The organism is Pseudoalteromonas sp. MMG005, from assembly GCF_018101015.1.
Lineage (GTDB): Bacteria > Pseudomonadota > Gammaproteobacteria > Enterobacterales > Alteromonadaceae > Pseudoalteromonas > Pseudoalteromonas aurantia.
The window spans coordinates 52,059-74,724 of sequence record NZ_JAGJEK010000024.1; the positions used below are offsets into that span (position 1 = coordinate 52,059).

Sequence of the window (22,666 nt, forward strand, 5' to 3'; positions counted from 1 at the left end):
TTGATTATTTAAAATAAATCAGCTTGTGTGTCATTGAGTGAATCTAAGTATGTAGAAGTACTCAGTATACAAGAGCATTTCTGATGCTAAATTAAGGCGTCATATAGATCTCATGTGCAGTAAAATAATTCACCCTTCCAGTGTTACCCCTGACTGCCTGCGATATCTGGAGTGTGGTTTTCAGCTACATCGGTTTGGTGAAAATGAAGAGGTGTATGTCCCTCCTCATTTTGACAATATGTTATACAGATTTAAATAGCGGTTGATGTGTGTGGTGTTTTGCTGCGACTTAACACAATAAGCCCACCTTGGATGATAAATAAATAAGCGCCAGATACGGGCATGATATAGGCTGCCACGGTGCCTAAAAATATAAAGCTCCAGCCCAATTGTGGTGGCACTTTTAGACCTTGTTTAATCATTGTTTGCAGTGCGTGGCCAAATGTTATCCAAAAAGCGCCAGTTAATAGGAACCAGATAATGGCTTCCCTTTTGAAGTTCATTTCTCCATTGGTGATAGTGGCGCTAAACCAACCACTGTCATGCATTTCTAATAGAGTCGGCCAGCCCAAAATCAACCCTATCATGGTGTGAAGCACACCAGTAAAAAATAAAGCATATCCTGAATATTTAGTTAAGTTCATGGTTAATCTCCTTGTTGTATGACGGGTAAAAATTGTCGAGCAATTAATGCTGATAGCTTTAGGCATTGCGTTACATCAGGTTGCGGTTTTATGTGTAAGAGGCCTAAAAATTGTGCATACGATATTGCTGCGAGATCTGTGGCTTGCTCAGGGTTGAGTCCTAATTGTTGATAACATGAGGCTAAAAATGCTTGGCGTTGACTGTCTATTTTCTCTAAATGCGTGACGATAAATGTTTCAGTGAGTGACCAGGCCCGAATATGTATTTCAGCCTCAATGTTATTGCTTGCAATGACTTGGTCAAGTTTTTGTAACTTTTCTAAGGGCGAGCTTTGGGTGTTAGCTTGCGCGATAAAATTGACTGTGGTTTGCTCATACCAATACTGCATTAATGCATGCACAAAGTCATCTCTACTTTTAAAGTGGTGATAGAATGAACCTTTGGTGACTTCAAAATTTTGGCATAAATTTGCAATTTTGAGCTGTTGTGGACCAAATTTCACGAGCTGTGTGAGCGCTTTTTCGAGCCATTGGGCTTTACTAAGTTGTTGGGATTTTTTATTCATAATCGCTGCTCTTGCACAGCATTGTGGATAACCACTCGGGCAATTATCCAATGAAATGGCGTGATGAGTGCCATATATAATCGGCCTATAGGGGTTTTAAGGTTGACTAATGTTGAAACGGTTGCTTGTTGACCATCTGTTGTCACGCTCATATAAAACTGCATATGCTTATCTTCAGCAAAACTAATGATCTCTTGATCATGGACAGAGATGACGGTCATAAACCCCGCAGAGTCGCCGAGTTTTAAGTCTGTTTTTTCCATGTGTAATGTGCTGTCTGTAGCTACCTTGAAGCCAAAGTACTTGACGGTTTTGTTACGGATATTCATCAATGTATCTACCCACTTAGGCATACGAGAAAATATATTAAGTTGCGCTTTCGCAGCGCTTATTGATGGTTGGCTAACAGGGGCGCTTAAGGCATCTCGAAAGCTATGCTTGCTGCGTTTTGATGCTAAAAAATCATTTTTTGGTACAGAAACTGCTTTTACTTTCCACATAAACTATTCCTTCAACTACATACCATACCTTATGGTATGTATATATTGTACTTTTATTATGCAGTTGTAAAGTGATTAATAACTTTGATGTTATTAAACATGCCCACCAAGGCGAAGAAATAAAAGACAATGCGCTTAAAGCATTGGTTACAAGCCCACTATTTAAAGCAAAAATTGAGCAAGTAAAAAAAGTAAGGGGCGTTTTAAACGTAAAGCGAAACATCAAGACCAAAAGCCTTATCTTATAGCAGTGTCGCGAGCTCTAAGATAAGGCTTTTCTAGAGTGATAGCTTGGTTTTATGGTAGGAGCTGAAGCTTTAATAGTGCAGTGGCCATCTGGTTTTTGACCTTCGGATAAGCAGGTATTTTACGGAGTTATTTAGCTGTAAGGCCATACTATTTAACACCGTTATTTTTGAACAGCTGAGCGGCGAGTAAACCAGCTAACATGCCAAAAAAATGGCTACTCCAACTTATGTTTGGCTGATAGCTCAGCAGTGAAAAAGCAAGTCCTCCGTAAATAAAAAAGACCACAATAGCGATGAAAATATTTTTAACGTTACGTTGAAAAAAAGCCAAGGCGAGTAAGTAACCCCATAATCCAAATATCATCAAACTGGCGCCTGCATGATGTGCCGCTGAGCCTAATAACCAAACACCGCTGCCAGCGACGAGCGTAATAAAAGCGAACACGAGACTATATTGTTTAAACCCATTTTGTAGAGCAAGAAACGATAACAAAGCCAGTGGGATCGCATTTGATGCTAAGTGTAGCCAGTTGTGATGTATCCAAGGTGCTAATGGAATCCCGATTAATCCCATTGTGGTACGAGGAATAATACCAAACTGCGAAATGATGCCATTTGTTACTGTGTTAAGTAGCTGAATAAGCAGCATGATTAAAAGTAGTACGGCGATGATCTTGATTGACTGTCTAAATGGCATTGAACGTTTCCGAATATCAAGTTTAAAGTGTTTTTAATATGACAATAATTACCGTAAAGGTGTGGATATCTTATGTGTATAATGCATTAATTACCCCATGTAATTGTAACAGCATATTCCCATTTTGGTTATTCATAAAGAATTAAGTTAAATTAAAATAAAAGCTTACATAATTTATTTACGCCAAGTAATTTATTACACAAATAGGGATTTTTAGTGAGAAGCACTTGGTTATCTTGCCGGGGTATGTAGAATGGGAGCTTAAACTTTTACTAAAGCAGATCAGGTGACAATGAATGTCCGATTTTAAAGTTTGGAAACTGATTAGTCTGTTTTGTTTGTTTAGCTTAATGCTGGGTTGTGAATCGAAGGAAGAACGTACGCAACAAACAATCAAATACACACTACAAGAAGCTTCACGTGAGATTAATGCCTTAGGTGAAGCGCTTGAAAAAAAACAAATACGAAATGCGGTATTACTCAGTGAATATGGCAACGTACTCAGTCAGCAAAACCCACAATTTAGTGCCATTGCAGAACTTGTCGCGCAAGATGCAACGACGCAAGGCCCTTTGTATCAAAATTTACTCACCCGCTATCGTCAGTTGAAAGCACCAGAGCCAACGATGCACAGTGATGACATTATTACGCAAGCGATGTTATTAAAGGAAGCCGCGACGCGAAGTCTATTTGCAGACGCATTAACCGACCCAATTAATGTATTGGCAGATATGTCAAATGGTACGCTGGCACGTGTAGGGGCCATTAGTAAAGCGGCTGAAGATGCCGCCAATGGCCAAGCCAGTGTCGGTAATCAATTAGTAGGAAATGCCAACTACGGTCAATGGGAAACCCAATCTAATGGCACCAATTTTTGGATGTGGTATGGCATGTATCGAATGTTTGGTGATCTCGTTGGAGGAGTGGAGTATGGCCGTTGGAGCAAACACAGGAAGTATAGTTATTACAACGATTATGGACGAAAACGCTATACCAGTTATAGTAACTATAAGCGTCAAACCGCGGTTGAACAGCGCACTCGCCAGTCTTATAAAAGCCAAGGGAAGCAGTTTACTAGCCCTTATGCCAAGACCAAAGCTGGCGCATCAGGATTGAGTCGTAGTAGCCATACCCCATCATCAGCAACGCGCAGTAGTTACTCGAGAAACAGTAGCTATGCTAAGTCAAATTCTGGCTCGGTGCGTAATAGCTCAAGTAGAACCTCGCGCGGTGTTAGCCGAGGAAAGTAACGAATTAGATAGCGGAGTTTATAAAAATGTACCAAATTAACGGATTAACGGCTTGGTCTCTTCAAGCGCTATTGATAGATATGATTGTTATCATAGCGTTGTTTGTGAGCCTTAAATACATAAAAGGGTGGGTCTCGAACCTCCATGCGAACGATGAAATAACAGAAAAAGATAACTTTGCATTTGGATTAAGTTTTGCGGGCGGGCTTGCTGGGCTCGCAGTGGTCTTAACCGGTATTACCAGTGGTGCTTTTGCTGATTCATTATTAGAAGAAGCGACCCAGATGGCTGGTTATGGTGTGGTGGGAATCGTTTTAATTAAAATAGGGCACTTCTTTCAAGATAAAGTGGCCTTGAAAAAGGTCGATTTACATGGCGAGATCCTCAAAGGCAATATTACCGCAGCCCTGATTGATTTTGGTCATGTGTTAAGTGTTGCAATTGTGATCCGCTCGGCATTAGTTTGGGTATTAACAGAAGGTTGGTATGGCTTACCTATTGTTGTAATTGCGTTTGTCATAGGTAATATTTGTATGCTGCTCGTGAGTCAATATCGCGTACAGTTATTTAAGCGTACGAATCGCAATGGTGACTGTTTACAGCAAGCTATTTTAGATAACAATATTGCGGTTGGGATCCGCTATGCAGGGTTTTTGATTGGCAGTGCATTGGCGTTAACAGCGGCGACTGGGATTGCACCGTACGTGGCAGACACGATTACTTCAAGTTTGATTTATTGGAGCGTATCAGCACTGGGCAGTATAATCGCATTTATCGTGTTGCATTTAGTGATGATCAAAATAATTCTTGCAGGGAAAGACATTTCAGATGAAGTGAATCGTCAGAAAAATATTGGCGTAGCAACAATTTCAGCGGCAATTTCGTTTGCGGTAGGTATCACTATGGCCACATTACTTGGCGTATAAACTTTGACAAGTGCATCTTCGCAAAACTCTGAAAACGTGACCAGCAACCTTAAGTTACTCGGTCACGATATCTTACTAATTAGTGTCATGGCGATTCTTGCTGGCTGTGGCTTAATTTATGAATATTTATTATCTCACTATGCAGGGCGCGTTCTAGGTTCTGTAGAAAGCGCCATTTATGCCATGATTGGGACAATGATTGTTGCCATGGGGATAGGTGCATTTTTAGCCCGTTGGTTTAAAGACCCATTTACTGCATTTGCATGGCTTGAAAGTTTAATTGCGCTGCTAGGCATGAGTAGTATTTTGATTATTGCCAGTGTTATTGCCTTAACTTATACCCTTCCTCATACATTTTCCAGCCTGTATAACTTACCTGCTGATGCGGTAGTTGATGGCAGAATATTTGAATCACTGCAAAGTGCCGCACGTTTTTTACCGTATATTTTTGGATTAATGCTCGGTATTTTTATTGGTATGGAGATCCCTTTGATTGCGCGTATTCGTCAGCATGTTTATGGGCGATTTTTAGAAAACAACGCAGGTACAATTTACGGTGCTGATTATATTGGCGCGGGTATTGGCGCTGCAATATGGGTGATGATCATGTTGGCGTTGCCGATAATGCAAGCCGCAGCATGGACGGCATTATTTAACGTGATTGCGGGGCTGATGTTTTTGTGGCGTTATCATCAGCATGTGCGTTTCGCTAAGCTGTTATTGTTATGTCATGTGTTGCTGCTTGGATTGTTTTTAGTATTGCTAAGTTATGGCTCTGTGTGGATGAAAGACTTGAGTAATGTTTTGTATAAAGACAAAGTGATTTATTCTGAGTCGACTAAGTATCAACATGTTGTGGTGACTGAGCGATTGAGTCGCACGCAAGCAATGCCTATTAATGATTTATTTTTAAACGGCCGCTTACAATTTTCCAGCGCCGATGAGCAGATTTACCATACTATGCTGGTATATCCTGCGATGTTAGCGGCTAATCGCCACGACCGAGTATTAATTATCGGTGGCGGTGATGGATTAGCACTGCGCGACGTACTTAAATGGCCAGTTAAAGAAGCGACACTCATTGATTTAGATGGTCAGTTACTGTCGCTATTTGGTTTGAAAGGTCAACCTTTCCCTGCGTTACCTGAGATAACAACTAAGCTATCGGCATTAAATAACGACGCATTGAACGATCCTCGTGCTAACGTTATTGTCACCGATGCTTTTCTAGAAGTGGAGAAAATGCTTGATGAAGGGTTATTGTTTGACAGTATTATTATTGACTTGCCCGACCCAAATCATCCCGACTTGAATAAGCTTTATAGTGATTACTTTTATAATCATGTTAGACAGTTATTGTCACCCGACGGTGCATTATCGATTCAATCGACTTCTCCGTATCACGCAAAGAATGCGTTTATCAGTATTGCTAAAACGGTGCAGCAAGCTGGGTTTGCTCATGTTGAGCAATATCAGCAGAATATTCCTTCATTTGGTCAATGGGGATGGACAATTGCAACTCGAACAGGTCAAAGTGCCAGTGAAAGAATCAAAGCCGTTAACGATTTTCCTGTACCAAGCAATTGGGTTAATCAAGAATATTTACAAGCTGCATTTGCTTTTCCAAATAAATTTTTTGATGGAAATAAAAGTATAGAAGTCAATAGACTGGGTTCTGGTGTGTTGTACGATTATTATCGTCAGGCATGGCAAACAGAAGCCGAGTTGTATAAAAATTGAAATGGAAGGTTGACATAATATGTCAGCTATGCAAATCTTAACTCAGACATAATATGTCATAGTGAATAAGGTATATAAGATGGAATTAAATGAATTATCAATCAAACTTGCATCATTTGAAACTGAAGGTGCAAATTTTGAGTCATTCTTAATTGCGAACGAAGGCGAGCAAGAAGTGTTGCAGGTCATTGTAGATGGCAATGATGAGTTACCTATTTTTGTTACTCAAACAGAAGAGCAGCTACTTTGTATCAGTTACTTATTTAATGAAGCCGAAGTCAAAACTGAACTGCGCCATGAATTGAATGAAGCCTTATTAAAGTTAAATGTACCAATTCCTTTGAGTGCATTCGCTAAAATTGAAGATCAGTATGCAATATTTGGTGCTTTAGCGGTGAGTTCATCTTTTGATGAAGTGACACATGAGCTAGTAACATTAGCCGATAATGCAATCGACGCTTTAGACGCTGTGACCGCTTATTTAAACGAATAATAGTGGAGTAAGTTATGAGTATTTTAAAGAAGTTATTTACCGCTGTACGTGGTGGTGCTAGAGAAGTTGGTGAGTCGATTGTGGATGCGAATGGCATTCGCATATTTGAGCAAGAGATAGCGGACGCACAGAATGCGCTGCATAAAGCCAAGAAAAGCTTAACGGAAGTGATGGCGAAAGAAATGCAAACCAAGCGTAAAATTAGCGCTTTAGATGACAGTATTGCCGAGCATGAAGAATACGCAGGCCAAGCGTTAGCGAAAGGTAATGAAGCATTAGCAATGGAAATTGCTGAAAAAATTGGTGATTTTGAAACAGAGAAATCTGAACATGATCAAGTACTAGCAGGCTTTAGTAACCATATTGTGGTTTTAAAGCAACAAGTTAAAGATGCTGAGAAATCAATCAAAGAGAACCAACGTCAATTAACGATGGTTAAAACGACTGAAAGTGTTCAGCAAGCAACAATGGCAGTAAATAGCACATTGAATACTAATGAGTCATCAATGACCAACGCGCGTCAATCGTTAGAGCGTATTAAACAACGTCAACAAGATAGACAAGATCAACTCGGTGCAGCGAAGCAACTAGAAGCATCTGCTAATGGTGATGATCTAAAAGCGAAGCTTGCTGAAGCGGGTATTGGTGAGCAAAATCAAAAGAGTAATGATATTCTTGCGCGTATAAAAGCAAAACAAAACGGATAATTTGTTTTACTCTGATAAAGGAGGCTGTGCCTCCTTTTTTGGTTTGGTATTATTGTAAATAAGGCTTCTTATGTTTGGTTTTTTTAAATCTAAAAAAGCGCCAGAGCGCCAACTCTCTCATCCAAGTCAGTTAGCCGTTGGTGATATGCTGACACTGATTGATTCATTTGCGTACCCGGGTTGGCTTAAAGGTCAAACGCTTAAAGTAACCGATGTACAAACTTATCAATATCAGCATAACGCAGAGTACGAGTTTGTACTGGAGAGTGAATCTGGCAAAGTGGCTTTCCTGCAAATTGAACGCAATGATGGCGAAGAGTTTGCTAACTTTTCGGTCAAAATTCAGCGAGAAGAAGTGGATGTTATTTTTACTTTGGATGAATTTGCACGTATTTTCGATGAAGAGCAGCTAAGTGAGATCACGACTGTTGCGCAACCCGATGCTTATGCACATTTCTTAGCGGATAAATATAAGCAAAGTGAAACGCCTTATGTGTGCTATTTCCATGCAAAAGACTACAGAAATCAAACTTTACCGCGCTATCAAGATGAATCTGGCGAGCCATGTGAAGTGATCAGCTTAATCTCAAGTGACGAAAGTCACAGTATTAATATTGAGATTTGGGAAGGGGGAGAAACCGAAGTGTCTTTAACACTGAGTCGCCCTGTAAGTGACGTAATTGACTTGTTCCCAGGGTAAAGGTCGTGACAGATAAGCAAGCCAAGTGGCAGCGACAAGAACAAGCCGTTCGAGCCACGCAGATGGCATTTGATTTGACCAGCGATGTGCAAAAAAGCATTAAAAAGCAAGCCATTGATGAAGAGTTAACCCCATCAGATATGATCCGAAAGATTTTACAATTAGATGTGAAATCTAAAAAGACGCGGCAAAGACTGTCATTTAATCTGAATGATGATGAAATTGCAGAGCTGGCAATACGTTTTGGGGTTGCGACAGATGATAAAAGAGCGGTAAAGCAGCAAGTTGCCGATATTCTGATCCAGAAATTTTCAAAAGGTGAGTAGCAGCCTAGGCGCTTATCAATTTGGTATGGGGGTTTTGTATTACCGCTATTTCTGCACCGTCAAAAGCTGGGCTCCGTTGAAAGTGATTTCCAATTAACTTTGCGTAGCCCAATTCTGCAACGGCGTTGCAATTCAATATTTTTTCGTCGCCACTCGTGCCAACATATATTGTTCCAGAGGCTTCAACATAGCGCCTTTCTATATATACTTGAGCACAGTGATCAGGTATACATACGCCCGCATACGTTGCAAATAAACTTGCGCAGCATAAAGAGAGTAAATAGTTAGATAACGTCATTTTTTCTGTGAAACTCCAGTGTATGTGTATTTTTCATAAGGTATTTATATTCAATTAGGTTTACTCTAAGGTTGTCATGCAATTGTACCTTTAAAAGATTGGGTATGGAGCGTTCGAGTCCCCCACCAATACCCCATATGATATGATGTTACAGCTGTTTATTCATTGACTAAGACCCGCACGAAAAGGACTATTATGGAAAAAACACGTATTAAGCTACTGCGTTATACTGATATTGCAGTTAGTACAGTCTTTGACAAAGAAGCGGCGTTATTGGCCCAATTGCAAACTAACACGTTAGATCAAAGCTTAATTTTATGGCGAACTAAAGTACCAACATTGGTTTTACCTGCGGGTAACAAATGGCCCATGAGTTCCTCACTGGAAAGCGCGTTATCTGAAATAGGGTGGCAATTATTTACTCGAAAAACAGGTGGTGCACCGGTTCCACAAACCGACCGTGTTATTAACGTATCTCATTTATATCATTGGCCAACCTCGAAACCTTATTCAATTGTTTTGGCATACCAATATTTATGTCGGGCTTTAACTGGCTTTTTGGCATCGTTTGGTATCACCTGTGATGTTCATGCCACGCCTGGGTCATACTGTGACGGCGACTATAATCTAAATATTGCAGGTAAAAAAATAGTAGGTACAGCACAGCGTGTTGTCGTAACAAAAGGTGGAGGGCGAGTTGTATTGGCGCAAGCATGTATTTTAATAGATGCATTAATGGAAGAGTTGGTTAAACCGGTTAACCTTTGTTATACCCATTGTGGTTATCAAGAATTAATCAAAGCAGATGTACATACCTCTTTATTTGAGCATATAGACGAACGTTTAAATGTCGATATGTTGTTTTCAAAGCTTCAACAAGCCTTTATCGATAGCCAGTTGTATTCCAGTTTTGAATAGTGTGTAATTTATTCAATATAGAATGATTACCTTTACTTTTATTTTACCTGCTTTACTCTCATCTGAGTGCTGTCACTTTTTATTGTGAGCAGCGAGGGATTTTGAGTTTGTATAATCGCGTTCTAGGATGAGTATGATTTTGCAGTATAGAAAGCCGCTAAGTCGTTATGTAACACAACTCACAACGGCTGTGCTTTTATCGATGTTATGTGTCAGTAATTGCTTTGCGACGGTGAAGATTGCCGTTGTCGGTAAAACTAAAAATGACAGTTTCTATGAGCAGTCTTATAAAGGGTGTGTACACTTCGCGAAAACACATGCCAATTTAGAGTGCGTATACGACGGTGCTGATGACTATCAGGATGTGCGTACACAAGTATTGATAGTAGAAGAGCTCGTGAAAAAAGGCATTGATGGGGTACTTTTATCCACGACTGATTCAACCTTTTTAGTTGAGGGAGCCCTTAAGGCTGCAAAGCGACAGGGGATCCCTGTGATCACCTTTGACTCAGATTTGTTACCCGAACATCAAACCTACAGATTGGCCTATGTAGGTACAAATAACTTTGATTTTGGTAAGGCATTAGGAGAGGTAGCCAAAAAATATCGCAACAATGATTCACCGCGGTTTTGTATTCAATCAGGTCACCACACGACGCCTAATTTGAATGAACGCATTAGAGGAGTTCGTTACTCTTTGAATAGCGAAGTGCGTGCACCGCATGAAAAAGGTAATATTTGGAAAGAGTATGAACGATGTCCTTTTTATACGATGGGCCGAAGAGAAGATGCGCTTAACCAGCTGCTTGCAATGGTGAGAACACCTAACCCGCCGATATTTATTGCTGTCGCAGGGTTCGCACAGTTTAACCCTCGATATATTGAAATGTTGCGCCCCTACAAGAGTAAAATTCAAAATAAACAAGCAATTATTATTTCGGCTGATACCGAGCAAGTGCAATTAAGTGCCTTGCAACAAGGGCTTGCAACTGAAAATGTGGGCCAAAACCCATTTCAAATGGGCATAACAGGTGCGCAATTATTGTATGATGTGATTATGTATAAAAAGGAGCCTGACCAAGACAGTTATTTTTTAGACTTTCACTATTGCCAGCAAACTAACACGCAGACATGTACGGTTAATCATTAGTTGTTTGCTCATTTTCAGTTAACGATATATTTTGGATCGCTCGATGACTTCAATGTCATAACCATCAGGGTCGGTGATAAAAAAGAAGGTGGCAATTAAGGTAGAGTGATTGAAAAATTGTTTTATTTCTTTAGGCTGGTAACCAAGCTCAATGGCGAGTTGGTGCAGCGAATTAAGATCTGGCGTCGTGAAAGCGAGGTGACCATAGCCATTACCTAATTCATACTGGTTTTTTTGTGCATGGTTATGTGTTAATTCGAGTTCAAAATCACTGTCTTCATTACCTAAATAAATCAGTGTAAAGTCATCAAATGTCAAACGACGCTTTTCATGCAAGTTAAATAATGCGTGATAAAATTTAATAGATTGTTCAGCGTTGGTTACCCTAACCATCGTATGGATCATTTTAGCCATGTTGTTCCCGGAGTAAATATGTGTGAATTATATGCCTCGCAACCACAGTTGCTATACGACACAACCAAGCGCTCAATTCGAATTCAAGGTGTTGTTACGAGCTTAGCGCTTGAAAATCAAATGTGGCATTTACTAGAGCAAATTGCACAACAAGAGCAGAGCTCAGTTGCAGAGTTTATTTCCGTTTTATATCAAGAGATTATAGAACGTCACGGTGAAGTAAAAAATTTAGCATCAATGCTGCGCGTTACTTGCTTAACGTATGTGCTCAATGATAACGGACGTAGCTCAAGTTGGGGTAGTAACTGAGTACTACGTTTTAACTCATGTCTATTTTAATCGTTAAGGCAGGTAGTATGGAAAAAATTGAAGTTAATACTTACTTATTAAATAAGCCATTTACAACAGTGAGTCAGCCATTTGGTGAAGGCGTTGATGTGTATAAAGTAAAAGATAAAATGTTTGCCACCTTAGCCCGAGGTAAAATGGGCAAGGCAGACAGCGATTATTGGTGGATGAATTTAAAGTGTGACCCTGATGAAGCTGCAATACTGCGAGATATCTTTGATGCCGTGATCCCTGGTTACCATATGAATAAACGCCTTTGGAACACCATTATTCTCGATGGCTCAATTCCGCAAGGAGAAATTGAGCGGATGATAGATAATTCATTTTTGCTGGTGGTAGGTAAAATGACGAAAGCTGCGCAAAAGGCAATTCTTCAAAGGTAGATTCCGTGGCCAGTTCGGTCCATTTATCAGTGATTCTAACAAGGCTATATGAATAAATTTTGATTTGATATATTGGATACAATATTTAGTATGAAATTGAACTGTTTTTCGTTACATTGAAGACTGTATTAACTTGTCTATTAATTAAGGAAAAATGATGACTACAGGTAAATTAGGATTGTTTATTGCTACATGGATGACGCTGTGTGTTGGCTGTCAGAGTGTGCAACAAAGTAATTCAGAAAAGGTGGATAGATTAACAGTAGGTGTAGTTCAAAAGGAGATAAAAAATGGTATGCCATCAACGGATGTGGTTGCTGCACTTGGTAGCCCAAATATAGTTAAAACAGCACCAAGCGGAAATGAAGTGTGGGTATATGATAAGTTTTCAAAAGAACAAGTTTATCAGACCTCAGGAGGAACTCTAGGGTACTTTTCTGGCAACGGAGGAGGGATTGTTTCTGCCGAGCAAGGCAGTAGTCAGGTTAGTTCGAATACGTTAACGGTCATCATCAAATTTGATCAGCTAAGTAATGTGAGTTCAATTGCTTATCACCGCAGTAAATTTTAATTAACAGGTAAGAGCTAATGAATTTACTGAAGTATTTTAGCGTATTGTTATGCGTGATAAGTGTACTTGGATGTGCATCAAAACAACAGCAAATGTCGACTTTAGAAGTGCGCAGTATGCAAACGAAAGAATACGATAGTACGACTCAATTGGTGGTGTTTAAAGCGTTGATAAATGCATTGTTAGATAGAGGGTTTACTCTGACATCTTCTGACTCTGATGCTGGTGTGGTGTTAGCAAATAGTACGACGACACAAACGAATGGCACAGAAGTACTCACAAAAGCAGTTGCCACGTATTTTACTCTGGGCCTTAATTGGGTATTTGGTGATAATAACCTAGATGATACGATTTCCATTGATATCTCAGCCAATGTGACTCAGCTAAAAGGGATCACAAGAGTTAGGATTAATGCCATTGCAAAGCGTTTAAATAGCAGTGGAGAAGTTGTTGAATCTGACATGATTGTTGAACCACAATATTACAACTCAATTTTTGAACAAATTGAAAAGTCGGTATTTTTAGAACAAAACCTCGATTAAAGCGACCATGCTATCCATAAATAAGAACTGAAATAGGTGGTATTCAGTTCTTATTTTATCGATATAAAGCGGTTCTGCTATGAGGCGCGTTTTGTCTCGAGTAAAGTTTGCAAATGTGTATGTATGGTATTTTTGCATACCAGAGTATGGGGGCGGGTGAGCGAAATACCACGGCCTACCACAACCGCTTTTTTTGCCGCATTTAACATCGCGACGTCATTGTGATCATTGCCAAAACACATGGTTGACGACAAGTCGAGCTGCAATAATTGTAGCGCAGAAAGTTTGTTGCTTTGTTCAGTGACAATATCAAAGCAATCCGTACCACTATGGTGATAAAAAGAGAACTTATCAAAATGCTGCTCACAGTAGGCTTTTATTTCTTTATAACGACTTCCTTCAAGCACTAAGAGTTTGATGACTTGTTGTTCACGTAAGCTCGCATTACAAGTGGGAGGTGTGCCAAGCTTAGCGACCCACTGATGAAATTCATGCGGCTTGTCTGAAATTGCATAATCGTAATGCCCGTCATAAAGGTAAGCAATGCCTTCACGGTCAAGCCATTCAAGTAACTGTACTATTTGTGCTTTATTAAAAGCATTTGCATTTGTGACTTGCTGTGCTTTGCTGATCATTGCCCCATTGCATCCAATTAAGGTGTGATCCCAAAAATGTTTGGGTAGGACTGGCAACGTATCTCTTAATGGTCGGGCTGTTGCAAAGTAAGTATTAATACCTGCGGCCTCTAATTCTATGAGCGTGTCACTGAGTGCGCTAGTGAGAGGTTTGCCTTCAAAAATAAGTGTTCCGTCTAAATCGAAAACAAAGTTTTTAATACCCTTCATGTTACTCCTTGGTTATCTCAAATCAGGACTATTTTGCAATGAAAGTAGGGTTATTGTCTAAAGGTTTATTCTGAATTTAAGCAGCCTATATTGAATTGTCGTTTTAAGCTGTGTTTTTCTATTTGTAAATTGTAACGTTATGATTTTATTTATTATAAATATGATAGGAAACTTTTATAAAACTGATAAGACGTCGCGTTAGTAACGACCTACAGTGGCCTTGGAACTTTTCGAAAAAAGTAAATTGGAGCTGGAATGAAAAAAATAACATTAGCTACATTGGTATTGCTATATGGTAATCGGGTTTGGGCTGCAGACGTAATTGAGCCGCCAATGGCGAGTATTCCCGCAGGGAGTTTTACGGTACAAACCGAAAATGATGAAAGTTATGATGTCACGGTGCCCGCATTTCAGATGGCTAAATATGAATTGACCGTTGCTGAATATAGCCGATTTATTTCTGACACAGGATATGAAAGTGCGAACAATTGCTCACATCGTATTGATTCAGGGTGGTTTAGCGGTCCGAGTGATGGTAGTTGGGACAATAATATATATCGGTTCTCAGAGTTTCATCCTGTTGTATGTATTAACTATGATAATGCCGTTGCGTATACGCAGTGGTTATCACGTAAAACGGGCAAAGATTATCGTTTGTTGTCTGAAGCTCAGTGGCAATATGTTATTGAAAGTGGCGGATTACAAGAATACATAAAAGCAGAGGGTAAAAAGCGTGAGCAAATATGTGATGTGGCTAATTTGGCTGATTTACATGCTCAAAATATGTCTGAAAAATTATACGGTGCGTCTTACACTGCAGCTTACAATGTTGAGAACTGTAGCGATAAAGAGGTAACGCTCGCTATGGTTGGTATGTATAAAGCCGATAAATATGGTGTGCATGATTTAGTGGGTAACGCGAACGAAATTATGGCAGATTGTTATGTTAGTGATACCGATAAGTTGAAAAGTGAAGGTGTCACCAAGACTGGAAAGGAGTGCAAGGCCTTTTTTTCTAAGGGTGGCGCTTGGCATTGGGGAATTCAAAATGTATTGGAGCGTTCTCAAAAAAGCCGGGACTTTTTAGGGGCAATTGAAGGGTTTCGGATAGTGCGTGATACCGCTGGACAACAGCTTGAGCCGCAAGAAGGTTCTACTTGGTTTGTGAACACGCTTAAAAAAGAACACGTAAAAGCTAGGCGAGTACATGCACAAGTAGCAAACTATCCAAAGCAAGTGACGGGCGTAAAGCTCACTGAATTTAAAGAGAAAGTCGAGTTAAGTTGGCAGCTAAGTAATGATGAAATACAGCCAACATATCAAGTGTTCAGACAAGATCTTTTGAATAATCATAAAGAGGTTATTGTTGGCTCTGGTATAAATGGGCGAGTTACAGACTTAAACCCTCTACCACATAAAGCGCGTTATTCTGTGGTTGCTTATTATGGTGATAGGCCGAGCTTACACAGCGAAACGATTGACACATCGGCCTATATTACACATGCCATACCAGGTAAAATTGAAGGGGAGGCCTTTTCACAAGGTACTGATATTGAAGTTATGAACTCAGTGCAAGAAGCGAAAGAGGACCGCGTGTTTGCAAGCTTAGGCTTGGCGAAAGCACAGTACAAAATTGATGTATCAACAGCGGGGCAATATGCTTTGCAGCCGAGGGTGTATCATACGGGCAGCAGCAAGCGTGTTGAAGTTAAGCTTAATGGTCGAGTAATTACGTCATTTTCGACTTCGTCTGAGCAAGGGTGGCAAGTTGTCCAAGATGTACACATCAACTTACCCAAAGGTGAGCATACATTGTCATTGCAAGGGCTTGAAGCTCGGTTGTCGGTTAATTGGATGGATATACGGCGTTTATAGTTTTTTTTGTTGTCAAACAGTAAGTATAAGGACGTACTTGTTGTTTGAAATTCAATCTATTTATTTTGCAGCAAAGCGAACGTTGGATTATTTTGGTTTGCAAATACCCATTTAAAGATTAATCTATCAACTAATGACAGTTGCTATAAAATAATAATGATTAATTTTTTAAACTTTCAATTTGATGTAGAGCAAGGTTTACTTTCCCAAGAACAGCAGTTTGTTTCATTGAATCATACCCAAATACAGTTACTTACTTTACTTATTAGTGAGCCTGCAAGGGTGTTTAGTAAAGAGGAAATACTGGCAGCAGTATGGCAACACAAAGTGGTGTCAGAACAAGTCATATTTCAAAACATCAGTCAGTTACGTGCATTACTGGGTGAAAGTGCCATTAGAACCTTTCCTAAGAAAGGTTATCAATGGAATATTCCTTTAGAAGATATAGGCAATGTGCATTCAATAACGGAACCAGAGTCTGCGTCTAGTGAATTAAACAGCGTAAGACCTGCAACGAACAAAATAGAGCCATTATCAGTTAAGTTAAGCAACGCAACATCTTTAAGTGGCGAACATAAGAGTGCGAGTTATAAGAAGCGCTCTTATAACTCGTTTGTTTATGCTGGGGTTATACTTTGTATCAGTTTATTTTTCATTATATACATTTCAGCAAGTAGCGTATTTAATGGCAAGCATTTTGTTGATTATCAGTTTGATAGTGTATTTTTACCACTTACTTTACAAAGCAATAAAAAATTGGCTCAAGAAACTGAGCAATTAAATCAATTACTGAGTAGTGAATTTAATATACCGAGTAATAAACTAGAATATGTGAATGAAGGGCAGTTTTTTAACTCGCCTTACATGACTTATCATACACTGCAAAAGGATAACACGGCGCTTTTGTTTTCGGGCACACTGTATGAAAATTATAATGAAGCCACTAAGCTATTTCAGCCCTATATGTTTGAGCTTTTAATACAAGGTTATGAACGGCAATGGGTCAGTTATTTATACGCGCAAGATATGACTGAGTTGAGTGGTAAAGTCATAGAACAAATGCGTATATTGAGTAACTCTCGTTATTTTATTCAACAGCGAAGTGCGAATGTTTCTGCAGAGTTAGTGTTATTAAATGGCCAGTTCCCACTAAACTTAAGTGTGCTACAAAAACTAGCTGAACGGTTTATAGATGAAGACAAGTTTGATGCTGCTGATGGTTACATAGAGCAGCTTTTAACATTAAGTGCGGAACGACAACATGCCTTGTATTATGCTTATGGCAAGTGGCTAAAAGGTGCGTTATTTGCCGCAAAAGGGAAGCAAGCGCTGGCACTGGCATTTTATGAGCAGGCGAATACGCTATTCTCAGACACTTTGCTATATGGTTTACAAAGTGAGGTGAATAAATCACTTGCTGATTTGGCTCATGACAACCGTGACTATGACAAAGTCAAAGCGCATTTATATGCAGCAGCCAGCTTAGCGCGTTTAGCAAGAAAGCCGGTACAGGAAATTCGTGCATATACGTTGTTGTCAATTAAGGCGCGTAAATTTGGCTTTGACAAAGCCAGTTATGATCACCTTTATCAAGCCAAAACGTTATTGGCTGAATATGAACTGGATGGTTCTCATTATATGCTGCCCTTTTATCATTTTGCTTTGTTTGCAGCGACTACTGAGGAGAAACAGCACTTTTTTCATGAAGTATTACGAATGCCGGTTACACCAGACAATGAATGGGTTTTTTTTAGTGCTGTCGAGGCCTTAAGTAAGCTATATCTAAGAGAAAATAACTTTAGTGCTGCAAAAACAGTGATTGATCACGTTAAGAAACCAGCGTTAAAGGCTTACTTAGATGCACAGTATCATCAAGCAAATGGCGATGTTCCTCAGGCAATATTGTCAGCGCAAGATGCGTTTAATTTTAGCCGTACACAACATACACTGTGGCTCAGTTTAAATAGTGCCCTATTATTATTAGAACTTGCAAATACGACGCACAACTTAGAAGTGTCAGAGTATCGTGTTTTTATTGAGTCGAATGCTAATCTTAGCTGGTTACAATGGCGTCAAGCGCGTTTAGCTCAGGTCGGTATAGCAGTACCAGCGTCGTGAGTTAAACCATTGGTGCTTTTAAAACAGTACATTGTTAGAATCTTGAGGGTTTTCTTTAAAGAGAAAGCGTAGTTCGTGTGGTGGTTTTTTTAAGGTACCTAATAAGGTGGTTACCTTCTCGGCATTACCATTAAAGTTGTGAATGAGTTGGTAAAGATCATCACCAGAGTCTGTAATGAGTTTATCTAAGTCACTTTCATCTTGTAAATCAAACTGAGACACCAACCCAGACTCAAAAAGCTGAGACTTTAAGTGGCTTTTCGAATTATTAACCGAGCTCTGAATACTGTCTAAAATGGCTTTGTTATGGGTTTCAATTGATAGGATCTGCGCGACCAAGTTGGCTTGACGCATAATATGCGTAATGGCCATTTCAAGTGCATCCATGAGGTGTGCAATAACATCTAATTGTTCACCAACATTCTTAGCTAAAAACGCCACTGATTGCCAATTAAAAATAACCGCCCCTTGAGCAAGCTTATGAATATGGTCCAGATCTTTGTGGTGGTTCAGTAGTTCTTTTTCTAGTTTGGCAACGTGATTGGATGAGCTAACGGTGTTTTTAGTCTGTTTAAAGTGAATCACACCATTGAGGTTTAATGAGTGCACAGTATTGAGTAATACTTGTGTTAGACTTTTCATATCAGCACAATAATGGCTAGCCTGCATAAATAAGCTTATGGCCTTCATGTAGGCGTTTTGTTTTTGTAAATCAAGTAACAGAGACTCTGTTTCGTCAATGGTATCGAGTGCTTCATAGTGTTGCTGTTCAGCCGTAAGAATGGCTTCAACTTTAATTTTTATTTCATCTGGATGTACTGTTTTAGAGATGAAATCGTTGGCGCCTATTTCGTAAGCTTTGATATGGCCATCAACGGAAGTGAGACTAGAAATAAACACAATGGGTGTTGTTTGCATGACCTGCATATTTCTAAGTTGTGTACATACTTCAAACCCAGAAATCCCAGTCATAACCACATCAAGCAGAATTAAGTCAGGTTTAAAAGCTTGTGCACGTTCTACACCTTGCTCACCTGAGCACGCAACATCTACCGTGAAATGAGCAAAGGTTTTTTGTAATAACGTGCGGTAGAAATCTTCATCGTCAATAATTAGAATTCGTGGTGTTGTCACAGGCTTGTCCTAATGTATGAAGGTCACAGATTTATTCAATATAGTGCAAACAAGGATAAATGAAACTTTATCACCCGTGCAGGTAATTTTAATTGTATTTATATAAGTAACCTCAGCTCTGGATAAGCGAATTTGCCCAATAAAGCTATTTTTCTCACTCTCGGCGTTGCTTTCATTTGTAATAGCCCGTTATTACTGCATAAAAGCGCCTTGATTTTGCACAAAATATCATCATTGGATTGTACGTAAGTTTGTTTTCAAAACATTCTCTATTCCAAAACCCTTATCCAAATCTGAGGTTAAGTAATAAGTGTTGGAGGTGCTAAGTATCGATTGATTAGGGAGTGCAGCAATGGAGGCGTCATATACCAGTGATGATTGAATGTTGCGTATTTCGAACTAACCGAATGATTTTCATTAATAAGGTGTAAAATTGAACTATGACCTAAGTCATGAGTTTGCAATTTATTAAAAATATCTTACATTTTGATCTTGAGTATTCTGAGAATGGCCTCAATACTATTAGTGAGGTAAGCAAAAAAAAGGATACCCTATGAAAATTAATCTTTCAGGCCACCACGTAGATGTTACTGATTCAGTGAAAAGCCACGTCCAAGAAAAGTTTGCCAAAATAGCGAGTCACTTTCCTTCACTGTTGTCGATTGACATAATTATCAGTAACGAGCATAAAAAGTTTTACACTGAAATTACAACTACCTATTCAGGTGTGAGTATTTCAGTCAAAGGTGAGAATGAAGTAATGTACCCGGCGATCGCAAGTGCAGCAAAAAAATTAGATGCCGCACTTAAACATCGTAAAGGTCAGTTAAAAGCCAATTTACATGCAAAGCCTGTTAGCACAACACCGGAAATAGCACACGAAATCATTCAGGAAATGGAATTACGTTAAGCTGAGATAAATCTCGACATTTAAGATGAATAGGGCCTAGATAGGCCCTTTTTTTATGTTAGACTCGGCTTCTTTTCACTTTTTAATAAAAACTATGGCTGATTATCAAGCAGTATTAGATCGAGTCATTGATCATATAAAGCCCTTACTATATCAAGGCACTGTCGCCGACTATATACCTGCACTTGCAGAGCAAAGCTTAGGGCAGTTCTCAATTGCAATTCAAACCAATGATGGTCAAAGCTTCAGTGCAGGTGATATTGACGCACGTTTTACAGTGCAGTCTGTATCAAAAGTAATGACCTTAACCATGGCACTACAACGCTACGGTGATGAGTTATGGCAGCGTGTGGGAAAAGAGCCTTCAGGTACCGCTTTTAATTCACTGACTCAATTAGAGTTCGAAAATGGCTTACCAAGAAATCCATTTATTAATGCTGGGGCAATCGTGACGTGCGACGCCTTATATTCTCGCTTAGGTGCGCCAATTCATACAATGTTAGAGCATTATCGCGCACAATCAGGCAATGACAAAGTTAAAATAAATAAACGAGTTGCACAGTCTGAATTTGAGCATCGGTATAGAAATGCGGCGATGGCTTATTTGATGAAGTCATTCGGTAACTTTAACAATGACGTAGAAGAAGTGTTGTGGTCTTATTTTAATTATTGTGCGATTGAACTAGATTGTGTGGAGCTGGCTAAGACCTTTTCATACTTATCAAATCAAGGTTATTGCCAACACAGTAAACAACAGTTATTGACAGCTAAGCAAACGAAGCAATTAAACTCGTTATTATTTACCAGTGGTTTGTATGATGCTGCGGGAGATTTTGCGTATCGTGTTGGTATGCCGGGTAAATCAGGCGTGGCGGGTGGTATTATTGCGGTGTTGCCAAATCAGTTTACGGTGGCTGTATGGTCACCTGGACTTGATAAGGTTGGCAATTCTGTGGCAGGTATTGCCGCACTCGAATTCTTAAGTGAAGAACTCGGCACGGCCATTTTTTAACTTGAGCTCAGTGTTTTTTCTTACTGGGTATCATTTATCCCAGTAAGAAGTTTCCAGTGAATCTTCACGTTCAGGTAATCCACGAGAAAGACGTGGAGAGTGCTGTACCAATACTTCATAGCTTGCTCGGTTAGCGTATTTACTAATTTGTGCAAGAGACGAGTAAGTGATGGCTGCTTGTTCATGCTTTGCCGAGTTTGGCACATTCAGTTTGTGATACTCGTTCGCAGATAAATCATGTAAAACGGCCGCTAGCGCACAATCACCAGCCCCATTGGTATTTTTAATGGTATCTGGGCCACCCATATAAGGTGCTGTATGACTATAAGCACGAATTGGGTTTGGGCAATCCGCTTTACGCATCGCACGTGAGAATTCGTATTGGTTAAATTCAGGAATAGCACCAGGTAATAAAGGGTATTCAGTTTCACGTTTTACGCTGTCTTCAACATAACCTGCCATAAATAAGCCTTTGGGCCCAGCTGTACAGATAACCAAATCAACCCAATCAAGCGCTTTATCGGCAGCAAGTAGCGGATCAGAGAAACCTGTAATCGCTTCACCTTCCTCTTCATTCATTGCTAAAATATCGACATGCTTAGCGACAAATTCAGCCCACCAACTAGGGTCTTGTTCGATTAAGAACTTAGTGCCTAAAGTCAATACCACAGGTACACCAGCTTGGTTCGCATATTCAACCGCTTGCATGGTTGCTTGCGTCATTGTTTCATCACCAGTGGTACGCATTAAATATGCGCTAATCACCAAGGCTGACGCATCTTGGATCAAGCTTTGTGAAATAGACTCAGGACGCAGATAGTTCATTAATCCAGCGCTGATAGCAAATGTGCGTTCGCCACTGTCATCAATCAATGTAAAGCAACGACCAATAGGGCCATCAACAGGTTGTAAGTGATCAAGGTCAACACGGCTAGATGTATTACATAAAAACTTATAAGCGTAACTACCTATATTGATATTTTCACTCATTACGCCAAGTAATACTGAGCGATCATCTGCAAGCACTGAGTAATTGTGCATGGTATTACCAATGGTGCCACCAGCAAACTCGTAATCAACCATATCTTCGCGCTTTAAACGCTCGTATAACGCATTGGTAATATCACTGGCTATCACTTGCGACATACCACGCTGCAGGCCAAATTCATCAAGAAAGGCTTGATCTACTTTGGCTTCAATATCTACGACAATTTGGTCAATGCCACATATATAGCTGCGTTTTAATCTGTCGTCATTGCCCAATTGGTTTATTAGAGGGTCTTTTTCTTCCACTGGAAAATAGTGTTTATGCCTACGGCGTCCTGGAAATTTCATGTTATACCCGTGTGTT

The 22,666-nt window shown here is 39.7% G+C and carries 27 protein-coding genes; 18 read left to right on the forward strand and 9 right to left on the reverse strand.

The window, feature by feature from the left end:
- Positions 1-251: 251 nt before the first annotated feature.
- Genes J8M01_RS18365 through J8M01_RS18375 form a run of 3 tightly spaced genes read right to left on the reverse strand, consistent with a single transcriptional unit; the run spans position 252 to position 1,710 of the window.
- On the reverse strand, positions 252-644 hold the full coding sequence (locus J8M01_RS18365; RefSeq protein WP_211058913.1) for a DUF6463 family protein: 393 nt from the start codon (positions 642-644) through the stop codon (positions 252-254).
- Positions 645-646: 2 nt separating this feature from the next.
- Complete coding sequence (locus tag J8M01_RS18370; protein ID WP_211058914.1) at positions 647-1,210, reverse strand: TetR/AcrR family transcriptional regulator; 564 nt, start codon at positions 1,208-1,210, stop codon at positions 647-649.
- Positions 1,207-1,710 carry a DUF2867 domain-containing protein gene (locus J8M01_RS18375; protein WP_211058915.1) on the reverse strand — a complete coding sequence of 168 codons (504 nt, stop codon included), beginning with the start codon at positions 1,708-1,710 and terminating at the stop codon, positions 1,207-1,209. Before J8M01_RS18375 ends, J8M01_RS18370 begins: the two co-directional genes overlap by 4 nt.
- A 71-nt stretch (positions 1,711-1,781) precedes the next feature.
- On the opposite strand from J8M01_RS18375, the gene arfA reads away from it, so the two are divergent.
- Positions 1,782-1,958, forward strand: a complete 177-nt coding sequence (arfA, locus tag J8M01_RS24380) for an alternative ribosome rescue factor ArfA (RefSeq protein ID WP_348772764.1) — start codon at positions 1,782-1,784, stop codon at positions 1,956-1,958.
- A gap of 148 nt (positions 1,959-2,106) precedes the next feature.
- Here arfA and J8M01_RS18385 read toward each other — a convergent pair whose 3' ends face one another.
- Positions 2,107-2,655, reverse strand: a complete 549-nt coding sequence (locus J8M01_RS18385) for a rhomboid family intramembrane serine protease (protein ID WP_211058916.1) — start codon at positions 2,653-2,655, stop codon at positions 2,107-2,109.
- 296 nt (positions 2,656-2,951) lie between these two features.
- Here J8M01_RS18385 and J8M01_RS18390 point away from each other — a divergent pair, with 296 nt between their 5' ends.
- From J8M01_RS18390 to J8M01_RS18420, 7 genes are all read left to right on the forward strand, one after another.
- Positions 2,952-3,905, forward strand: a complete 954-nt coding sequence (locus J8M01_RS18390) for a CHAD domain-containing protein (protein WP_211058917.1) — start codon at positions 2,952-2,954, stop codon at positions 3,903-3,905.
- Positions 3,906-3,931: 26 nt separating this feature from the next.
- Positions 3,932-4,831, forward strand: a complete 900-nt coding sequence (locus J8M01_RS18395; RefSeq protein ID WP_192506479.1) for a DUF350 domain-containing protein — start codon at positions 3,932-3,934, stop codon at positions 4,829-4,831.
- Between the two features lie 3 nt (positions 4,832-4,834).
- Positions 4,835-6,571, forward strand: a complete 1,737-nt coding sequence (locus tag J8M01_RS18400) for a polyamine aminopropyltransferase (RefSeq protein WP_211058918.1) — start codon at positions 4,835-4,837, stop codon at positions 6,569-6,571.
- Between the two features lie 79 nt (positions 6,572-6,650).
- On the forward strand, positions 6,651-7,064 hold the full coding sequence (locus tag J8M01_RS18405) for a DUF2170 family protein (protein WP_211058919.1): 414 nt from the start codon (positions 6,651-6,653) through the stop codon (positions 7,062-7,064).
- A 14-nt stretch (positions 7,065-7,078) separates the two neighbouring features.
- On the forward strand, positions 7,079-7,771 hold the full coding sequence (locus J8M01_RS18410) for a PspA/IM30 family protein (protein ID WP_192506482.1): 693 nt from the start codon (positions 7,079-7,081) through the stop codon (positions 7,769-7,771).
- Between the two features lie 70 nt (positions 7,772-7,841).
- The gene (locus J8M01_RS18415; protein WP_211051258.1) at positions 7,842-8,471 is read left to right on the forward strand and encodes a hypothetical protein; all 630 of its coding nucleotides are present in this window, start codon (positions 7,842-7,844) and stop codon (positions 8,469-8,471) included.
- Positions 8,472-8,476: 5 nt separating this feature from the next.
- Complete coding sequence (locus J8M01_RS18420; RefSeq protein ID WP_210995980.1) at positions 8,477-8,797, forward strand: hypothetical protein; 321 nt, start codon at positions 8,477-8,479, stop codon at positions 8,795-8,797.
- A gap of 4 nt (positions 8,798-8,801) precedes the next feature.
- On the opposite strand, the gene J8M01_RS18425 is transcribed toward J8M01_RS18420, so the two are convergent.
- Positions 8,802-9,095 (reverse strand): hypothetical protein, encoded by a 294-nt coding sequence (locus tag J8M01_RS18425; RefSeq protein ID WP_192506485.1) that lies wholly within the window; start codon positions 9,093-9,095, stop codon positions 8,802-8,804.
- A gap of 195 nt (positions 9,096-9,290) precedes the next feature.
- Between J8M01_RS18425 and J8M01_RS18430 the strand changes: the two genes are divergently transcribed.
- Complete coding sequence (locus J8M01_RS18430) at positions 9,291-10,013, forward strand: lipoate--protein ligase (RefSeq protein WP_211058920.1); 723 nt, start codon at positions 9,291-9,293, stop codon at positions 10,011-10,013.
- A 133-nt stretch (positions 10,014-10,146) separates the two neighbouring features.
- Positions 10,147-11,163 (forward strand): substrate-binding domain-containing protein, encoded by a 1,017-nt coding sequence (locus J8M01_RS18435; protein ID WP_211058921.1) that lies wholly within the window; start codon positions 10,147-10,149, stop codon positions 11,161-11,163.
- Between the two features lie 18 nt (positions 11,164-11,181).
- Here the strand turns inward: J8M01_RS18435 and J8M01_RS18440 are convergent, their stop codons facing one another.
- On the reverse strand, positions 11,182-11,577 hold the full coding sequence (locus J8M01_RS18440) for a VOC family protein (protein WP_210995984.1): 396 nt from the start codon (positions 11,575-11,577) through the stop codon (positions 11,182-11,184).
- 18 nt (positions 11,578-11,595) lie between these two features.
- On the opposite strand from J8M01_RS18440, the gene J8M01_RS18445 reads away from it, so the two are divergent.
- The 4 genes from J8M01_RS18445 (at position 11,596) to J8M01_RS18460 (ending at position 13,421) form a co-directional block, all read left to right on the forward strand.
- Complete coding sequence (locus J8M01_RS18445; protein WP_192506489.1) at positions 11,596-11,886, forward strand: ribbon-helix-helix domain-containing protein; 291 nt, start codon at positions 11,596-11,598, stop codon at positions 11,884-11,886.
- 47 nt (positions 11,887-11,933) lie between these two features.
- A complete protein-coding gene (locus tag J8M01_RS18450) occupies positions 11,934-12,308 on the forward strand; it encodes an MmcQ/YjbR family DNA-binding protein (RefSeq protein ID WP_210995986.1) in 375 nt (124 codons plus the stop codon).
- A 157-nt stretch (positions 12,309-12,465) separates the two neighbouring features.
- Positions 12,466-12,879 carry a hypothetical protein gene (locus J8M01_RS18455; RefSeq protein WP_192506491.1) on the forward strand — a complete coding sequence of 138 codons (414 nt, stop codon included), beginning with the start codon at positions 12,466-12,468 and terminating at the stop codon, positions 12,877-12,879.
- Positions 12,880-12,896: 17 nt separating this feature from the next.
- Positions 12,897-13,421, forward strand: a complete 525-nt coding sequence (locus J8M01_RS18460; RefSeq protein WP_192506492.1) for a hypothetical protein — start codon at positions 12,897-12,899, stop codon at positions 13,419-13,421.
- Positions 13,422-13,498: 77 nt separating this feature from the next.
- Here J8M01_RS18460 and J8M01_RS18465 read toward each other — a convergent pair whose 3' ends face one another.
- Positions 13,499-14,266 (reverse strand): HAD-IIB family hydrolase, encoded by a 768-nt coding sequence (locus J8M01_RS18465; RefSeq protein WP_211058922.1) that lies wholly within the window; start codon positions 14,264-14,266, stop codon positions 13,499-13,501.
- A gap of 255 nt (positions 14,267-14,521) precedes the next feature.
- Between J8M01_RS18465 and J8M01_RS18470 the strand changes: the two genes are divergently transcribed.
- Together J8M01_RS18470 and J8M01_RS18475 are read left to right on the forward strand one after the other, a co-directional pair.
- Positions 14,522-16,141 (forward strand): SUMF1/EgtB/PvdO family nonheme iron enzyme, encoded by a 1,620-nt coding sequence (locus tag J8M01_RS18470; RefSeq protein WP_211058923.1) that lies wholly within the window; start codon positions 14,522-14,524, stop codon positions 16,139-16,141.
- A gap of 156 nt (positions 16,142-16,297) precedes the next feature.
- Entirely contained in the window at positions 16,298-18,259 is a 1,962-nt protein-coding gene (locus J8M01_RS18475; RefSeq protein WP_211058924.1) for a winged helix-turn-helix domain-containing protein, read from the forward strand.
- Positions 18,260-18,277: 18 nt separating this feature from the next.
- Here the strand turns inward: J8M01_RS18475 and J8M01_RS18480 are convergent, their stop codons facing one another.
- Positions 18,278-19,393, reverse strand: coding sequence for a response regulator transcription factor (locus J8M01_RS18480; protein WP_211058925.1), 1,116 nt, complete (start codon positions 19,391-19,393; stop codon positions 18,278-18,280).
- A 553-nt stretch (positions 19,394-19,946) separates the two neighbouring features.
- Between J8M01_RS18480 and raiA the strand changes: the two genes are divergently transcribed.
- Both raiA and glsB read left to right on the forward strand, forming a co-directional pair.
- Complete coding sequence (gene raiA, locus J8M01_RS18485; protein ID WP_192506497.1) at positions 19,947-20,303, forward strand: ribosome-associated translation inhibitor RaiA; 357 nt, start codon at positions 19,947-19,949, stop codon at positions 20,301-20,303.
- Positions 20,304-20,397: 94 nt separating this feature from the next.
- Positions 20,398-21,315 carry a glutaminase B gene (gene glsB / locus J8M01_RS18490; protein WP_192506498.1) on the forward strand — a complete coding sequence of 306 codons (918 nt, stop codon included), beginning with the start codon at positions 20,398-20,400 and terminating at the stop codon, positions 21,313-21,315.
- Between the two features lie 30 nt (positions 21,316-21,345).
- Here glsB and J8M01_RS18495 read toward each other — a convergent pair whose 3' ends face one another.
- On the reverse strand, positions 21,346-22,650 hold the full coding sequence (locus J8M01_RS18495) for an inosine/guanosine kinase (protein WP_192506499.1): 1,305 nt from the start codon (positions 22,648-22,650) through the stop codon (positions 21,346-21,348).
- Between the last annotated feature and the right edge of the window lie 16 nt (positions 22,651-22,666).

What these genes read in the sequence shown, in the direction of transcription:
- J8M01_RS18365 (WP_211058913.1), bottom strand. Translation starts at nt 644, where the DNA reads ATGAACTTAACTAAATATTCAGGATATGCTTTATTTTTTACTGGTGTG.
- J8M01_RS18370 (WP_211058914.1), bottom strand. Translation starts at nt 1,210, where the DNA reads ATGAATAAAAAATCCCAACAACTTAGTAAAGCCCAATGGCTCGAAAAA.
- J8M01_RS18375 (WP_211058915.1), bottom strand. Translation starts at nt 1,710, where the DNA reads ATGTGGAAAGTAAAAGCAGTTTCTGTACCAAAAAATGATTTTTTAGCA.
- J8M01_RS18385 (WP_211058916.1), bottom strand. Translation starts at nt 2,655, where the DNA reads ATGCCATTTAGACAGTCAATCAAGATCATCGCCGTACTACTTTTAATC.
- J8M01_RS18390 (WP_211058917.1), top strand. Translation starts at nt 2,952, where the DNA reads ATGTCCGATTTTAAAGTTTGGAAACTGATTAGTCTGTTTTGTTTGTTT.
- J8M01_RS18395 (WP_192506479.1), top strand. Translation starts at nt 3,932, where the DNA reads ATGTACCAAATTAACGGATTAACGGCTTGGTCTCTTCAAGCGCTATTG.
- J8M01_RS18405 (WP_211058919.1), top strand. Translation starts at nt 6,651, where the DNA reads ATGGAATTAAATGAATTATCAATCAAACTTGCATCATTTGAAACTGAA.
- J8M01_RS18410 (WP_192506482.1), top strand. Translation starts at nt 7,079, where the DNA reads ATGAGTATTTTAAAGAAGTTATTTACCGCTGTACGTGGTGGTGCTAGA.
- J8M01_RS18415 (WP_211051258.1), top strand. Translation starts at nt 7,842, where the DNA reads ATGTTTGGTTTTTTTAAATCTAAAAAAGCGCCAGAGCGCCAACTCTCT.
- J8M01_RS18425 (WP_192506485.1), bottom strand. Translation starts at nt 9,095, where the DNA reads ATGACGTTATCTAACTATTTACTCTCTTTATGCTGCGCAAGTTTATTT.
- J8M01_RS18430 (WP_211058920.1), top strand. Translation starts at nt 9,291, where the DNA reads ATGGAAAAAACACGTATTAAGCTACTGCGTTATACTGATATTGCAGTT.
- J8M01_RS18435 (WP_211058921.1), top strand. Translation starts at nt 10,147, where the DNA reads ATGATTTTGCAGTATAGAAAGCCGCTAAGTCGTTATGTAACACAACTC.
- J8M01_RS18440 (WP_210995984.1), bottom strand. Translation starts at nt 11,577, where the DNA reads ATGGCTAAAATGATCCATACGATGGTTAGGGTAACCAACGCTGAACAA.
- J8M01_RS18445 (WP_192506489.1), top strand. Translation starts at nt 11,596, where the DNA reads ATGTGTGAATTATATGCCTCGCAACCACAGTTGCTATACGACACAACC.
- J8M01_RS18450 (WP_210995986.1), top strand. Translation starts at nt 11,934, where the DNA reads ATGGAAAAAATTGAAGTTAATACTTACTTATTAAATAAGCCATTTACA.
- J8M01_RS18455 (WP_192506491.1), top strand. Translation starts at nt 12,466, where the DNA reads ATGACTACAGGTAAATTAGGATTGTTTATTGCTACATGGATGACGCTG.
- J8M01_RS18460 (WP_192506492.1), top strand. Translation starts at nt 12,897, where the DNA reads ATGAATTTACTGAAGTATTTTAGCGTATTGTTATGCGTGATAAGTGTA.
- J8M01_RS18465 (WP_211058922.1), bottom strand. Translation starts at nt 14,266, where the DNA reads ATGAAGGGTATTAAAAACTTTGTTTTCGATTTAGACGGAACACTTATT.
- J8M01_RS18470 (WP_211058923.1), top strand. Translation starts at nt 14,522, where the DNA reads ATGAAAAAAATAACATTAGCTACATTGGTATTGCTATATGGTAATCGG.
- J8M01_RS18475 (WP_211058924.1), top strand. Translation starts at nt 16,298, where the DNA reads ATGATTAATTTTTTAAACTTTCAATTTGATGTAGAGCAAGGTTTACTT.
- raiA (WP_192506497.1), top strand. Translation starts at nt 19,947, where the DNA reads ATGAAAATTAATCTTTCAGGCCACCACGTAGATGTTACTGATTCAGTG.
- glsB (WP_192506498.1), top strand. Translation starts at nt 20,398, where the DNA reads ATGGCTGATTATCAAGCAGTATTAGATCGAGTCATTGATCATATAAAG.
- J8M01_RS18495 (WP_192506499.1), bottom strand. Translation starts at nt 22,650, where the DNA reads ATGAAATTTCCAGGACGCCGTAGGCATAAACACTATTTTCCAGTGGAA.